We start from the raw sequence: 14,817 nt of genomic DNA, 5'->3' as shown, positions 1-14,817 counted from the left end.
TGGCGTGGCGACAAACGAACCGCGCAGCGTCTGGTCGCTCGGCGCGCCGTTGCTCGAGGGACCCGTCTGGGTCGCGCGCGACAACGCCTTGTGGTTCGTCGACATCAAGGGCCGGTTCGTCCATCGCTACGATCCCGCGAGCGGTGGCCGGCAGAGCTGGGACGCGCCCGCGCAGGTCGGCTTCGTGCTGCCGATGCGCAGCGGTGGCTTCGTCGCCGGGCTGCAGACCGGGCTGGCGCGCTTCGATCCCGCCGACGGATCGTTCGCGCCGTTGATCGATCCCGAGCCCGACATGCCGGGCAATCGGTTGAACGACGCGACGGTCGATGCCGCGGGCCGGCTGTGGTTCGGGACGATGGACGATGCCGAGGCGGCGGCGACCGGGCGGATCTATCGCTACGACGGCAAGGATTGCGTCGCCTCGACCGCGCCGGTGTCGATCACCAACGGGCCGGCGATCAGCCCTGACGGGCGCACGCTGTACCATGTCGATACGCTGGGCGGCACGATCCATGCCTGCGCGCTCGCCGCCGACGGCACGCTGACCGACACCCGATTGTTCGCGCAGATCGACCGCGCGGACGGCTATCCCGATGGCCCGGTATGCGACGCCGAAGGCTGCGTCTGGATCGGGCTGTACAATGGCTGGGGCGCACGGCGTTATTCGCCCGCCGGCGAACTCCTCGAAACCGTTCGCTTTCCGGTGAGCGCGATCACCAAGCTCGCCTTTGGCGGGCCCGATCTGCGCACGGTGTTCGCGACCACCGCCGCCAAGCACCTCGATGCCGCGGGGCGCGAACGTGAACCGCTGGCGGGCGATCTTTTCAGCTTCACCGTCGACGTGCCGGGGGTGGCGGGAGTCGAGGCGGCGTTCTAAGCGCCGGACGATGATCCACGCAGGACGAGCATGAACTTCTTCAAACCGCTGCTGGCCGGCGCCAACTTCACCAATCGCCTGATCGGTTGCCTGGGCGCGACGATCGGCATCGCGCTGACGATCGTCGTCACCGGGGGCTTGCCGCTGACCAGCATCGATTTCCCGCTGATCGTCGCGCCGCTCGGCGCGTCGGCGGTGCTGGTGTTCGGGGTGCCGTCGAGCCCGCTGGCGCAGCCATGGCCGGTGGTGGGGGGCAACGTCATCTCGTCTTTGGTGGGGGTCGCGGTGTATCGGCTGATCCCCGATTCGACGATGGCCGCTGGCGTCGCGGTGGGGGCGGCGATCCTGATCATGTCGCTGCTGCGCTGCCTGCATCCGCCCGGCGGCGCCGCGGCGCTGACCGCAGTCATCGGCAGCGAGGGGATTCATGCGGCGGGCTTCGGCTTCGCGTTCGCGCCCGTGGCGATCAATTCGATCGCGCTGGTGGCGGTGGCCTTGCTGTTCCACCGCGCGACCGCGGGCAATTATCCGCATGTCCCGGCAGCGGTACCGGTGTCGCGGCTGCAGCATGCCGATATCGAGGCTGCGCTCGAGGACATGCACGAGAGCTTCGATATCGCGTCGGAGGATCTGGAAGCGCTGCTCGCGCATGCCGAGCGCCACGCCGCGAAGCGCGAAGCCAAGCGCTGAAGCCCAAACGTCATTCCTGCCTTCGCGGGAATGACGAAGAAGCCGCACCCTAGTGGTTATGCCGCGGCGGCTTTTCCGAGGTGCCGCGATATTTCAGCGCCATTTCCATCACCCCGCCCTCGGCGAGCTGGCCGGTCTTTTCGCGGTACAGCTCTTCCCAGGGCGTGTTGCTGGCGGGCACCGGCGGTGCGGGTTCGGCCTTGCGGCGTTCGATCTCACCCGGTTCGACCAGCGCGTTGCACTCGCCGCGGTTGAGATCGACGCGCACGCGGTCGCCGGTGCGCAGCCAGGCGAGCCCACCACCACCGGCGCTCTCGGGCGAGGCGTTGAGGATCGAGGGGCTGTCCGACGTTCCCGACTGGCGGCCATCGCCCAGCGTCGGCAAGCTCTGCACACCGCGTGCCAGCAGCGCGTCGGGCGGCTGCATGTTGACGACTTCGGCCGAGCCCGGCCAGCCGAGCACGCCCGCACCGCGGATCACCAGGATGCAGTCTTCGTCGATGTTCAGCGCGGGATCGTTGATCCGGTGATGATAATCGTCCGATCCGTCGAACACGATCGCGCGGCCCTCGAAGATATTCTCCTCGCCCGGACGCGACAGATAGCGCGCGCGGAAGGCGTCGGAGATCACGCTGGTCTTCATGATCGCGAAGTCGAACAAATTGCCCTTGAGCACCAGGAAGCCCGCGCGTTTCTTGAGCGGCGCGTCATAGGGCCAGATGACGTCGCGGTCGCGCGTCTCGCGCCCGGCGACATTCTCGGCCAGCGTGCGGCCGGTGACCGTCGGCACGCCGCCGTCGATCTTGCCCTTGGCGAGCAGCTCGCACAGCACCGCGGGCACGCCGCCCGCGCGATGGAAGCGTTCGCCCAGATATTTGCCCGCCGGCTGCATGTTCACCAGCAGCGGCAGGTCGTAGCCGACCATCCAGTCCTCGGGCGTGATGTCGACGCCGGCATGGCGCGCCATCGCCATGATGTGCGGCTGCGCGTTCGACGATCCACCGATCGCGGTGGTCAGCGCGATCGCGTTGAGGAACGCCTGGCGGGTGAGGATCGACGAGGGGCGGATGTCTTCATACGCCATCTCGACCGCGCGGACGCCGGTTTCATAGGCGATCTGCCCGCGCTCGCGATAGGGGGCGGGAATCGCCGCGCAGCCGGGGAGCGACAGCCCCAGCCCTTCGGCGATCGCGTTCATCGTCGATGCGGTGCCCATCGTGTTGCAATGCCCAGCCGACGGGGCCGATGCGGTGGCGGCATCGAGGAATTCGTCCTCGGTGATCTCGCCCGCGCCCAGCTTGCGGCGGCTGCGCCAGATGACCGTACCCGAACCCACCAGCTCGCCGTCATGCCACCCATCGAGCATCGGCCCGCCCGACAGCACGATCGCGGGAATGTCGACCGTCGAGGCCGCCATCACCTGCGCCGGCGTCGTCTTGTCGCACCCGGTGGTGAGCACCACCGCGTCGATCGGATAGCCGTTGAGAATCTCGACCAGCCCGAGATAGGCCAGGTTGCGATCGAGCGCCGCGGTGGGGCGGCGGCAGTTTTCGAAGATCGGATGGAGCGGAAACTCCATCGCGATCCCGCCGGCATCGCGGATCCCGTCGCGCACGCGCTTGGCGAGCTCGACATGGATCCGGTTGCACGGCGCGAGGTCCGACCCCGATTGCGCGATGCCGATGATCGGCCGGCCCGAGCGCAGCTCCTGCGGCGTGATGCCGTAGTTCATGAAGCGCTCGAGATAGAGCGCCGCCATGTCGCTGCGCCCGGGGGCGGCAAACCATTCGCGCGATCGGAAAGGACGGACCGGAGTGCGCATCAGCCTTCCATATTCTCGAGCTCGACGCCGCGCGTTTCGTGCACCGCACGCATCACGAAGAAGTACGAGATCGCCGCGCTGATCGCGAAGAAGCTGTAGGTGACGACCAGGCCGATATTGGCGGCTGCCCAGGGGAAGCTGACCGAGATCGCGAAGTTGGCGAGCCACTGCGCAAGCCCGGCGAAGGCCAGCGCCGAACCGCGGATCTGGTTCGGGAACATCTCGCCCAGCATCACCCACATCACCGGGCCCCAGCTGACGTTGAAGAAGATGACGTACAGATTGGCGGCGATGAGCGCGATGATGCCCCAATTGCCCGGCAGGCCGACGCTGCCGTCAGCGGCGGTCACCGAGTTCGAGAAGGCGAAGGCGACGGTGCCGAGCGTAACGGTCATGCCCGCCGAACCGATCAACAGCAGCGGCTTGCGCCCCACCTTGTCGATCACCAGCACGGTGACGAGGCAGGCGAGGATCGAGAGCGTTCCCGACACGATGTTGATCAGCAGCGCGTCGCTTTCCGAGAAGCCGACCGACTGCCACAGGACCGCGCCATAATAGAACACGACGTTGATGCCGACGAGCTGCTGGAAGATCGCGAGGCCGATGCCGACATAGACGATCGGACGCACCTTGCCGGTGGTCTTGCTGATCAGGTCCGACAGGCGCGGACGATGCTGGTCCGAGCTCAGCGAATCGCGAATCTCGACGACCTTGCGCGACCCTTCGTCGCGGCCGAGCAGCTTGACCAGCACCGCTTCGGCCTCGGCCTCGCGGCCCTTGGCCATCAGGTAGCGCGGGCTTTCGGGGATCGTCAGCAGCGCGAGGAAATATACCAGCGCGGGGATCGCCTGCAGCCAGAACATCCAGCGCCATGCTTCATAGCCATACCAGAATTCGGCGGTCGATCCGCCGGCGACCGACGCCAGCGCCCAGTTGGCGACGAACGCGCCGGTGAGGCCGGTGATGATCATGATCTGCTGGATCGAGGCCAGCCGGCCGCGGATCGCGGCGGGGGTGACTTCGGAGATATAGGCAGGCGACAGCACCGATGCCGCGCCGACGCCGAGGCCGCCGATGATGCGCGCCAGGATGAACCAGCCCGACGAACCCGCGGCGCCCGCGAGCAGCGCGCTGACGAGGAACAGCACCGCCGAGATCATCATGACCTTGCGGCGACCCATGACGTCGGCCAGCCGGCCGGCGCCGAAGGCACCCGCGGCGCAGCCGATCAGGATCGCGCCGACGTTGAACCCGGTACCGAGCGCCGACAGGTCGAACGCTGCCTCGAGCCCGTCCTGCGTGCCGTTGATGACGCCGCTGTCATAGCCGAACATGAAGCCACCGATCGTCGCCACCGCAACGATGGCGCCGATGAACCCTATATTCGCGCGATTGCCTGCTGCCCCGTCCATGCCTGCTCCTGAAATCGTGCGCTCGCTGCGCCTCGTGTGTTAGCGGTAACCAAAGAGCGCAAATGCCCGCCGATTGCAAGCGACTGTTAGCCGCGCCAATTCCCCGCGCCAAGCCTTTCCGCAAGCGACCCCGCGGGGCGGGCGTTCAGCGCTTGGCCGGCGGCGGCGCGGTCGATTCGCGCAGGACCAGCTCGTGCGGCAGGATGTGTTCGAGCGTGTCGTCGCCCGCTACCCCGCCGCGGGTGCGCAAGCGGTTCAGCAGCATCGTCACCGCCATTTCGGCCATCCGCGCGATCGGCTGGCGGACGGTGGTCAGCTCGGGCCAGATGTTGGTGGCGAGCGCGGTATCGTCGAATCCGGCGATGCTGAGGTCGCGCGGCACCTGCAGCCCCAAGCGGTGCGCGACGCCCACCGCGGCGGCGGCCATGTCGTCGTTGCTTGCGAAGATCGCGGTCGGGCGTGGCTGGCGCGCCAGGATCGATTCGGCGGCGGTCATCCCCGATCGGAAGGTGAAGAAGCCCTGTTCGACCTGCATCGCCGCGGGATCGAGGCCCGCGCGTTCGAGCGCCCAGGCGAAGCCGCGATAGCGCTCGGCGCTGGCGACCTGGTTGGGATGGCCGCGGATGAAGGCGATGTCGGTGTGGCCAAGGTCGAGCAGATGCTGCGTCACCGCGACCGCGCCGTCGAAATCGTTGATCCGAACACTCAAGCTGCCCGAACTGGGGCGTCCCATCGCGACCGAGACCGCGGGAATGCCCGCGGCCTCGAGCTCGGCACGGACCGCCGCCGATTCGGACAGCGGCGGCGGCAGGATCACGCCCTGCACCTGGGTACTGGCGAAGATGCGGGTCGCTTCGGCCTGTTCCTCGGCGCTGTCGCCCTCGCACGGTTCGAGCACCAGATGGCAGCCCGCGCGGCGCGCGCCCGCCAATGCACCGATCAGGAACTGGCTGAGATAGGCCGCCGAAGGGTTCGAATAAAGCAGCCCGATCTGCGTCGCATCGCCCGCCGCCAGCGTCCGCGCCGCGGCGTTAGGTCTATATTGCAGCTTGTCGATCGTCTCGAGCACCGCGACGCGCGTGCTCTCGCGGACATTGGTGCCGCCATTGACGACGCGCGAGACCGTCATCGCCGAAACCCCGGCCTCCCGCGCCACGTCCTGAACCGTGATTCCGCCTTGCCCCCGCCGTGTCGATCGCATCGTCTCTCCCCAGTCGCAGGGTTATTGCGCCTTTCGCGACTTGGCAAATCGCCGCCGGCATTGACGCCAAACTTGCGCTTCGCCTATCCGTGATAGCGCTATCACAAACGACAGGATCGCCTTCTACGCGATCGGCGGTGTAAATGGGAGAGTTGCGTCATGGATAATCGAGCGACGAAGCGCGCGGGTCGCCGGCTGGCGATCGCCACGCTGGTGCTGGGCACCGCCACCGCCGCGATCCAGGCACCGCAGCTCGCCGCGCAAACGCGGGCCCCCGCCGATGCGCCGCTGTACAAGGACGCGCGCCAGCCGATCCCTGCGCGGGTCGAGGACCTGCTCAAGCGGATGACGCTCGAGGAAAAGGTCGCGCAGATGGTGACGATCTGGGAGGGCAAGGCCAAGATCCAGACCGCGACCGGGGTGTTTTCGCCCGAGATCGCGGCGAAGTCCTTCCCCAACGGCATCGGCCAGATCGCGCGTCCCTATGACCGGCGCGGCGTGAAGGTCGCGGCGCAGGGCGGCGCGGGTGCCGCCGGTGCCGCCGCGGGGGCCAGCAACCGCAGCCCCGCCGAAACCGCGGCCTATGTGAATGCTGCGCAGCGTTGGGCGGTCGAACAGACCCGGCTGGGAATCCCGATGATCTTCCACGAAGAGGCGTTGCATGGCTATGTCGCGCCGGGCGCCACCAGCTTCCCGCAGTCGATCGGGCTAGCCAGCAGCTTCGACCCCGCCTTGGTCGAGCGCATCTTCGGCGTCGCGGCGCGCGAGATGCGCGCGGTCGGCGCGCAGCTGGCGCTGGCACCCGTGGTCGATGTCGCGCGCGATCCGCGCTGGGGGCGGATCGAGGAAACCTATGGCGAGGACCCGCATCTGGTGAGCGAGATGGGGCTCGCGGCGATCCGCGGATTCCAGGGGACGACGCTGCCGCTGGCGCCCAGCAAGGTGTTCGTGACGCTCAAGCACATGACCGGGCACGGCCAGCCCGAGGGCGGCACCAACATCGCGCCTGCCAATATTTCCGAGCGCACGCTGCGCGAGAATTTCTTCCCGCCGTTCGAGCGCGCGGTGAAGGAATTGCCGGTGATGTCGGTGATGGCGTCGTATAACGAGATCGACGGCATCCCCAGCCACGGCAACAAATGGCTGCTGGGCGACGTGCTGCGCAAGGAATGGGGGTTCCAGGGGCTGGTGGTCAGCGACTATTTCGCGATCCGCGAGATGGTGACCCGGCACAAGATGTTCAGCGACATCGGCGATGCCGCGGCACGCGCGCTCGATGCCGGGGTCGATATCGAAACCCCCGATGGCGAAGGCTTCACCAAGCTTCCCGAATTGCTCAAGGCGGGCAAGGTCACGCAGGAGCAGATCGACACCGCGGTCCGCCGTATCCTGACGATGAAGTTCCAGGCGGGGCTGTTCGAGAATCCCTATGTCGACGCCAATGCGGCGGCGGCGAAGGTCAACACCCCCGACGCGGTGGCGCTGGCGCGCGAGGCGGCGCAGCGCGCGATGGTGCTGCTGAAGAACGACAAGGGCGTGCTGCCGCTCGACGCGACCAAGATCAAGCGGATGGCGGTGATCGGCACCCATGCCAACGACACGCCGCTGGGCGGCTATTCGGAGGTGCCGGCCAAGGTGGTGAGCGTCCTCGACGGGATGCGCGCCGAAGGGCAGGGCAAGTTCGCGGTCGATTATGCCGAGGGGGTTCGGCTGACCAAGAGCCGCTCCTGGTCGGCCGATGCGGTCGATCTGGTCGAGCCCGAAGTGAACGCCAAGCTCGCCGACGAGGCGGTCGCGACCGCGCGCAATGCCGACGTGATCGTCATGGTGCTCGGCGACAACGAGCAATTGAGCCGCGAGGCCTGGGCCGACGCCCATCTCGGCGACCGGACCTCGCTCGACCTGATCGGGCCGCAGAACGAGCTCGCGCGGCGGATCTTCGCGCTCGGCAAGCCGGTGGTGGTGTTGCTGCTCAACGGGCGGCCGCTGTCGACCAACTATCTGTCCGAGGCCGCGCCCGCGCTGATCGAGGGCTGGTATATGGGCGAGCAGACCGGTGCCGCCGCCGCCGACGTGATCTTCGGGCGGGTCAATCCGGGCGGCAAGCTGCCGGTGTCGATAGCGCGCAATGTCGGCCAGCTGCCCAATTTCTACAACTACAAGCCATCGGCGCGGCGCGGCTATCTGTTGGACACCACCAAGCCGCTATACCCGTTCGGCTATGGCCTCAGCTATACCAGCTTCACCGTCGGCGCGCCCAGGATCGTGACGCCGCGGATCGGCGCCGGCGACACCGCGCGGGTCGAGGTCGAGGTGCAGAATACCGGGCGCCGGACCGGCGACGAGGTCGTCCAGCTCTATGTCCGCGACGACGAGGCGAGCGTTACCCGGCCGGTGCAGGAGCTCAAGGGCTTTCAGCGGGTAACGTTGAAAGCCGGAGAGCGGAGGACGGTGCGGTTCGAGCTAAAGCCCGCCGACCTCGCAATCTGGAACCAGCAGATGGAGCGCGAAGTAGAGCCGGGGACCTTCACGATCTCGGCGGGGCCGAACTCGGTCGATCTGAAGAGCGCGAAGCTTACGGTGCGGTAGTCGCGACCCACACCAACGGCGCGTTCCAGTTGATCGCGACTTCGTTCATCGTGAACGCGCCGATATCGTCGACCCAGCAGCGCTGCGGCGCGCATTTGCCCTTGAGCTTTTCGGCAACCGGATCGCCCATATTGCTGTTGTTGGGGCCACCCGACAGCGCGCCCGGCGGCGGGCCGGGATAGGCGGGGTCGGCCTGGCGCGCCCAGAAGCGGTGGTGCGGGTTCTGGAGCGCGCGCTCGCCATGGCCGCTGACATAGGACGTCCCCATCGGGTTGCGCCCGAGGATGTAATCGAGCGCATCGCCCGCCGCCGCGCCGAAGCGCGCCTCGCCGGCCCAGCGCTGCGCCATCCGCAGCAGCATCGCGCGGCTGAGCAAATTGCTGGTCGATCCCCAGACATAGCGTTCGCTGGCGAAGGGGATGCGATAGGCGACGTCGCGGCGTTCGCGTTCGAACCGGTCGGCGGCCTCGACGATCAGCGCGCGCGAACGGTCGCGCCGCTGCCAATCGCTGCCGATCGCGAGGGTCGCATGGCCGAGTGCCGCGACCGACGCCCAGCTCGGCTCGCCGCCGAGCCGGCCGGCGTGCGGCGATGCATCGACCGCGGCGGCGAAGCGCGGATCGCCGGTGGTCGCGTAGAGTTCGGCGGCGGCCCAAAAGGATTCGTCGGACACGTCGCGATCGCCATAGCCGCCCGAACCGGTGAAATCGCCGACCGCGAACAGCTGTGGATTACGCTGCGCGGCCGCCCAGGCGGCGGTCGCGGCGTCGAGGCATTTTTTGGCGAACGCCGGGTCGATCGTTCGCCAGATCCGCGCCGCCTGCGCCGCGACCGCGGCAAGGTTGAGCGTCGCTGCGGTGCTCGGCGGGTAGAGGCGGCGGGTTACGGGATCGCGATCGGGGCGCATCGGGATGCTGGTCCAGCGCTCGTCGGCGACCTTGTGATGCGCCATCCCGCCGGCATCGACCGCGGTAAAGGTCAGCGGCTTTGCAGGGTCGTTCTGGCCGACGGGCAATTGCATCGTCTTGCCCCGCGGCACCTGCATCGCCAGCAGGAACCCGACTTCGTAGCGCGCTTCGTCGAGCAGGTCGGAAACGCGGTTGCCCGCTTCGGGCATCGACTGCGCGCCATCGGGGAAGGCGGCGCCGCCGGTCCATTCGTGCAGGTTGAGCAGCGTCCAGGTCGCGATGCCGCCATTGACGACATATTTTCCGTGATCGCCCGCGTCATACCAGCCGCCGGTGACGTCGAGCGTGTGTTCGCAGCCGGGCCAGACATTCCCGCGCTGGTCCTTGCCCGCGAAGCAGGTGACCCGCTCGCCGACATGCGCGGCGGGGCGTGCCCATTGCGCGCCGCCGGCATGGCGCGCGAGGATCGGCGTGCCCGCACGCTGGTGGTAGAAGAAGGCGAGCGCATCGCTGGCGAGTACGCGATAGGGCTGCGGCGCGACCGAGAAAGCCGCGCTGGCGGCCTCACCGATGCGGATGCGGTAGCCCTTGCCGGGATCGGTCAGCGCCGACAGGTCGATCGCCTGCTGGTGCCCGCCGGCGCGCGGGTCGGCGGGCAAGGGCGTGGTCTTGCCCGACAACATGGTCTTGCCCGCGGCGTCCTCGATCCGCCAGTCGCGCGGCGCCGCATCGGGCGTCCGCGCGATCGCCAGCTTGGGCGCGTCGGGGGCGAAGCCGACCTGGTTGACGTCGATCGCGAGCTCGCCCTGCGCTGCGAGCAGCAGCAGGGCGGCCTTCACCGCTTGGCTCCGGTGGTGGCATAGGGGCCGAACACCGCGCCGACGAAGCCGCCCGCGGTCTTGGTGCTCAGCATCTTACCGTCGCGGCCCTCGGCGAGAATCTGCCATTCGCCGGGCTTGGCGGCGTAGGCGAAGTCGTAGCGGTCGCCGCGCGCGGTGATCTTGAGTTCGACCGGGTGGCCGGGGGTGCCGGTGAAGGGAACGCTGGCGATCGTCTTGCCCGCTTTGGGATCGGCGTCGCCCGCGCGCTGGTCGAGCCGCAGCACCTGCTTGCCCCCCTCGCGCGCGACCACCAGCGCGTACCAATAATCATCGCTCTGCAGCGCGACGAGCCCGGCCGCTTCGCCGTCACGCGTCGGCGCGAAGCGGACGACGGTGGTCGCGGTGGCGTCGCGATGCTGCTGGCGCCGCGCCAGGAACGAGGGGTTGGCGTTGTCGCCCAGCGTCTCGGGCCGCGCGCGCAGGTGAAGCGCGCCGCCTTCCAGCCGGTGCCATTGTTCGCGCGGGTTGCGCATCATCATCCATTGCGGCCCGAGCTTGGCGGCATCGAACTGTTCGAGCACGCCGAACGCGCCGTTGGTCGGCAATGCTGGCTTGGGCTGCGGCGGCAGCGCGGGGCGGGCGTGGGTGTAGGGCAGGACTTCGCCGGGCTTGGTGATGCTCGGCCAGCCGTTTTCCCAGGTCACCGGCATCAGGAAGGTTTCGCGCCCGGTATTGTAGAAATCGCCCTCATAGGGACGCACCGCCAGAAAGGTCGCCCACCAGTCGCCGTTGGGCAGCTGGACCAGATCGGCATGGCCCGCCGAGGTGATCGGGTTGGCGCGATCGGCGGGAAGCCCGCGCTGAGTCAGGAACGGGTTGGCGGGGTTGGGGGTGAAGGGGCCATCGGGGCTGCGGCTGCGCAGCACGACCTGGCTATGCGCCTCCGCGGTGCCGCCCTCGGCGCAGGTGAGGTAATACCAGCCGTCCTTCTGGATCAGATGCGGCCCTTCGATCCAGATCGGGTTCTTCGACGGGTCGACGCCGCCATCGACCAGCATCTTGCGCGGGCCGAAGGTCTTGTTGGTCTTGGCATCGAAGCGCTGGATCCAGATCGCGCGATGCCCCTGATAGCGGGGTTCGCCGATCGGCGGGCCGTTGTTGAGGATCCACGCGGTGCCGTCGTCCTCGAAGAACAACGACGGATCGATCGCGCCTTCGAGGTCGGGCAGCCAGACCGGATCGCTCCACGGCCCCTTGGGGTCGGTCGCGGTCACCAGGAAGTTGCCGCCGCAATCGACGCAGGTGTTCAGGATGTAGAAAATCCCGTCGCGATGCTCGATCGCGGGGGCGAAGACGCCGCGCGACAGGCCGAGCTGCTTGAAATCGAGCTGATCGGGGCGGTCGATCGCGTTGCCGATTTGCGTCCAGTTGACCAGATCGCGGCTGTGCCAGATCGGAATCCCGGGGAAATAGCTGAAGGTCGAGGTGACCAGATAATAATCTTCGCCGACGCGGGTGATGCTGGGATCGGGGTAGAAGCCCTGCAGGATCGGGTTGCGATAGTCGCCGGGACCGGGGCGGACGACGCTGTCGATCGGATCGCTGCCGCGATAGTCGAACCAGTCGAAGCTGGCGGTGCCGGGCGCCTGCTGCGCAACGCCGGGTGCGGTGGTGGCCAGCAGCATTGCCGCGAACATGGGGGCAATCGATCGCATCAGTCTCTCCCTGTCGGCTCTTGGTGGCCGTTGATAGCGCTACCGTGTCGAAGGGGGGCGGCGCTAGGGGGAAAAGGAAAAATCGACGGCTGCCGTTCGGGATTGCGGACCGTTGCGCCGGCTCGCGCCGTATCATGCTGCGCAACAAAGTTGCCTGGGCGCCCCGTGGCTCCTTGATTGACAATGGGCGCAGGCGGGGCATGATATCGCTATCAACCCGGCGGAAATCGGCCTTCCCACCCGCCGGTGCGAGCGCAGCATAAGGATCGCAGCATCCAGACCGATCCCGCGCGATCCCGCCACCGACCTTTACGCCCTGCCAGAGCGAGGACCCCATGAAAACCAACGTACCGATCGACCGCCGCACCTTGCTTGGGGGCGGCCTCGCCGCCGCGGGTACCGCCTTGCTGCCCCCCGTCGCGTTCGCGCAGGCCGAGGGCGAGGGGCTGCACGCGATCGCCAAGGCGCGGAACCTTCGCTTCGGTTCGGCCTTTGCGTGGAGCCGGCCGGGTGCCGACGCCGGATCGTTCGCCAACCCCGCTTTTGCCGCGCTGCTGCAGCGCGATTGCGGCGTGCTGGTGCCCGAAAACGAGCTGAAGTGGCAGCGCACGCGCCCCTCCGCCACCGCGTTCGACTTTGACCGGCTCGATCCGATGATCGCCTATGCCAAGGCGGCGGGCATGCCGGTGCGCGGGCATACGCTGTTGTGGCATTACAGCCGCTGGTTCCCGAAATGGCTCAACGACTATGACTTCGGCAGCAAGCCCGCCGCGGAGGCGGAGCGGCTGCTGGCGGCGCACATCGATACCGTCGCCGCGCGCTACGGCACCGCGATCTACAGCTATGACGTGGTCAACGAAGCGGTCGATCCCGATACCGGCGGTATGCGCGAGACATCGCTGTCGAAGGCGATGGGCGGAGCAGACCATGTGCTTGACCATGCCTTCCGCACCGCGCGCGCCGCGGCGCCGCACGCCGAGCTGGTGTATAACGACTATATGAGCTGGGAGGCGGGCAACGAGAAGCACCGCAGCGGCGTGCTGCGGATGCTCGAAGGGCTGCGCAAGCGCGGCACCCCGGTCGATACGCTGGGGGTGCAGTCGCATATCGGCATTTCCAAGCCGACGTCGTCGATCGCGGCGCTGGTGGGGCAGCTGACCCCGGCGTGGCGCACGTTCCTGAACGAGGTCACCGGCATGGGCTATCGGCTGAGCATCACCGAGTTCGACGTGCGCGACCGCGGGCTGCCTGCCGACATCGCGACGCGCGACCGCGCGGTTGCTGATTTCGCGGGCGCCTATCTCGACCTGATGCTGTCCTATCCGCAGCTCACCGACATTCTCGCCTGGGGAATGAGCGACAAATATAGCTGGCTGCGCAGCTTCGAGCCGCGCCCCGACAAGGAGATCACGCGCGGCCTGCCCTATGATGTCGCGTTCGAGCCCAAGCCGCTGCGCGCGGCGATCGCACGATCGCTCCGCAACGCGCCGATGCGCCCCGCTGCGCCGGAGCGCGCGGCATGATGCGCGGTTGGCTGATCGCGCTGTGCCTGGTCTTCGCGGTGCCGCAAGCGCAGGCGGGCGACCGCGACTGGGTGTCGAGCTGGGCGACCGCGGTGATGCCGATGGAAGGCGACAATGCGCTGCCGCCGGGCGAGGCGGGGCCGGTGACGATCCGCCAGACGATGCGGCTGTCGGTCGGCGGCACGCGGATCAGGCTGCGGGTATCGAACCGGCATGGCCGCCAGCCGCTGCGCGTCGACGGCGTCCGCGTGGCGCTGGCCAGCGCGGCGGGGGCGGCGAGCGGTACCCCGGGCACCGAGCGGGTCGCGACCTTCGCGGGCGAGCGCGCTTTCACCGTTCCCGCGGGGGCCGACTATTGGTCCGACCCGGTCGCGCTAGCGGTCAAGCCGCTGGCGCATGTAGCGGTTGCGATCGACCTCGCCGAACGGCCCGAACTGGCGACCGGGCATCCCGGTGCGCGCACGACGACGCATATCGGCAAAGCTGCCGATGCCGTGAAGGTCGTGCGCTGGTATCATCTGTCGGGAATCGACGTCGATTCCCCCGGCTCCTCGGCGATCGCGCTGCTCGGCGATTCGATCACCGACGGCTATGGCGTGGTGCCCGACAGCGACGGGCGCTGGACCGATTATCTTGCGCAGCGGCTCGCGGCGGATCCGGCGACGCGCGACCTGGCAATCGCCAATTTCGGGATCGGCGGCAATCGGCTGCTGCTCGACGGGCTTGGCCCCAATGCGATGGCGCGGCTCGACCGCGACGTGCTGCTGCTGCCGGGGGTGGAGCAAGTGGTGGTGATGATCGGGGTCAACGACCTCGGCACGCTGACGCGCGAACAGCCGGTGTCGGAAGCCGAGCACCGCCAGTTGGTCGCGCGGATGATCGCGGGCTATCGCCAGATCGCGACGCGCGCGCGGGCGGCGGGGGTGCGGGTGATCGGCGCGACGATCATGCCCTATGGCGGCTCGGAATATTACCACCCCGACCGGCTGAACGAAGCCGATCGCCAGGCGCTCAACGCCTTCATTCGCGCGCCTGGCAATTTCGACGCGGTAATCGATATGGACGCGGCGATGCGCGACCCCGCCAAGCCGACGCATCTGCGCAAGGCTTTGGATTCGGGGGACGGGCTGCATCCGTCAAACGCCGGCTATCGCGCGATGGCGGCGGCGGTGCCGCTGGCGGTGTTCGAAGACGCCGCCCGCTGAAACGGAGCGGGGCGGGGGCAGGTGCCGCCGCTCCGCATGACGCGCGCGATACGC

The 14,817-nt window shown here is 68.3% G+C and carries 10 protein-coding genes; 5 read left to right on the top strand and 5 right to left on the bottom strand.

From position 1 onward, the window contains the following. Positions 1 to 4 precede the first annotated feature (4 nt). Positions 5 to 877, top strand: coding sequence for an SMP-30/gluconolactonase/LRE family protein (locus NMP03_RS08205; protein ID WP_256504868.1), 873 nt, complete (start codon positions 5 to 7; stop codon positions 875 to 877). A 30-nt stretch (positions 878 to 907) separates the two neighbouring features. Next, positions 908 to 1,567: an HPP family protein gene (locus tag NMP03_RS08200; protein WP_256504867.1), complete on the top strand. Its 660-nt coding sequence runs from the start codon at positions 908 to 910 to the stop codon at positions 1,565 to 1,567. Between the two features lie 49 nt (positions 1,568 to 1,616). Here the strand turns inward: NMP03_RS08200 and NMP03_RS08195 are convergent, their stop codons facing one another. From NMP03_RS08195 to NMP03_RS08185, 3 genes are all read right to left on the bottom strand, one after another. After that, positions 1,617 to 3,389, bottom strand: coding sequence for an IlvD/Edd family dehydratase (locus NMP03_RS08195; RefSeq protein WP_256504866.1), 1,773 nt, complete (start codon positions 3,387 to 3,389; stop codon positions 1,617 to 1,619). Next, positions 3,389 to 4,801, bottom strand: coding sequence for a sugar porter family MFS transporter (locus NMP03_RS08190; RefSeq protein ID WP_256504865.1), 1,413 nt, complete (start codon positions 4,799 to 4,801; stop codon positions 3,389 to 3,391). The genes NMP03_RS08195 and NMP03_RS08190 overlap by 1 nt, the downstream gene beginning before the upstream one ends. Before the next feature lie 145 nt (positions 4,802 to 4,946). Further along, positions 4,947 to 6,002 (bottom strand): LacI family DNA-binding transcriptional regulator, encoded by a 1,056-nt coding sequence (locus tag NMP03_RS08185; RefSeq protein ID WP_256504864.1) that lies wholly within the window; start codon positions 6,000 to 6,002, stop codon positions 4,947 to 4,949. Positions 6,003 to 6,161: 159 nt separating this feature from the next. Here NMP03_RS08185 and NMP03_RS08180 point away from each other — a divergent pair, with 159 nt between their 5' ends. Beyond that, positions 6,162 to 8,591 (top strand): glycoside hydrolase family 3 N-terminal domain-containing protein, encoded by a 2,430-nt coding sequence (locus tag NMP03_RS08180; protein ID WP_256504863.1) that lies wholly within the window; start codon positions 6,162 to 6,164, stop codon positions 8,589 to 8,591. Here the strand turns inward: NMP03_RS08180 and NMP03_RS08175 are convergent. After that, entirely contained in the window at positions 8,578 to 10,338 is a 1,761-nt protein-coding gene (locus NMP03_RS08175) for a glycoside hydrolase family 9 protein (RefSeq protein ID WP_256504862.1), read from the bottom strand. The two genes, NMP03_RS08180 and NMP03_RS08175, sit on opposite strands and share 14 nt — an antisense overlap. Beyond that, entirely contained in the window at positions 10,335 to 12,035 is a 1,701-nt protein-coding gene (locus NMP03_RS08170) for a glycoside hydrolase family 43 protein (protein WP_256504861.1), read from the bottom strand. The genes NMP03_RS08175 and NMP03_RS08170 overlap by 4 nt, the downstream gene beginning before the upstream one ends. 335 nt (positions 12,036 to 12,370) lie before the next feature. On the opposite strand from NMP03_RS08170, the gene NMP03_RS08165 reads away from it, so the two are divergent. Then, positions 12,371 to 13,558 (top strand): endo-1,4-beta-xylanase, encoded by a 1,188-nt coding sequence (locus NMP03_RS08165; RefSeq protein WP_256504860.1) that lies wholly within the window; start codon positions 12,371 to 12,373, stop codon positions 13,556 to 13,558. Next, the gene (locus tag NMP03_RS08160; protein ID WP_256504859.1) at positions 13,555 to 14,763 is read left to right on the top strand and encodes an SGNH/GDSL hydrolase family protein; all 1,209 of its coding nucleotides are present in this window, start codon (positions 13,555 to 13,557) and stop codon (positions 14,761 to 14,763) included. Before NMP03_RS08165 ends, NMP03_RS08160 begins: the two co-directional genes overlap by 4 nt. Positions 14,764 to 14,817 lie beyond the last annotated feature (54 nt).

The sequence above is a fragment of the Sphingomonas qomolangmaensis genome (assembly GCF_024496245.1).
GTDB lineage: Bacteria > Pseudomonadota > Alphaproteobacteria > Sphingomonadales > Sphingomonadaceae > Sphingomonas > Sphingomonas qomolangmaensis.
The sequence above is the reverse complement of the archived record's forward strand: the minus strand, read 5'-3'. Positions and strand labels throughout refer to the sequence as shown.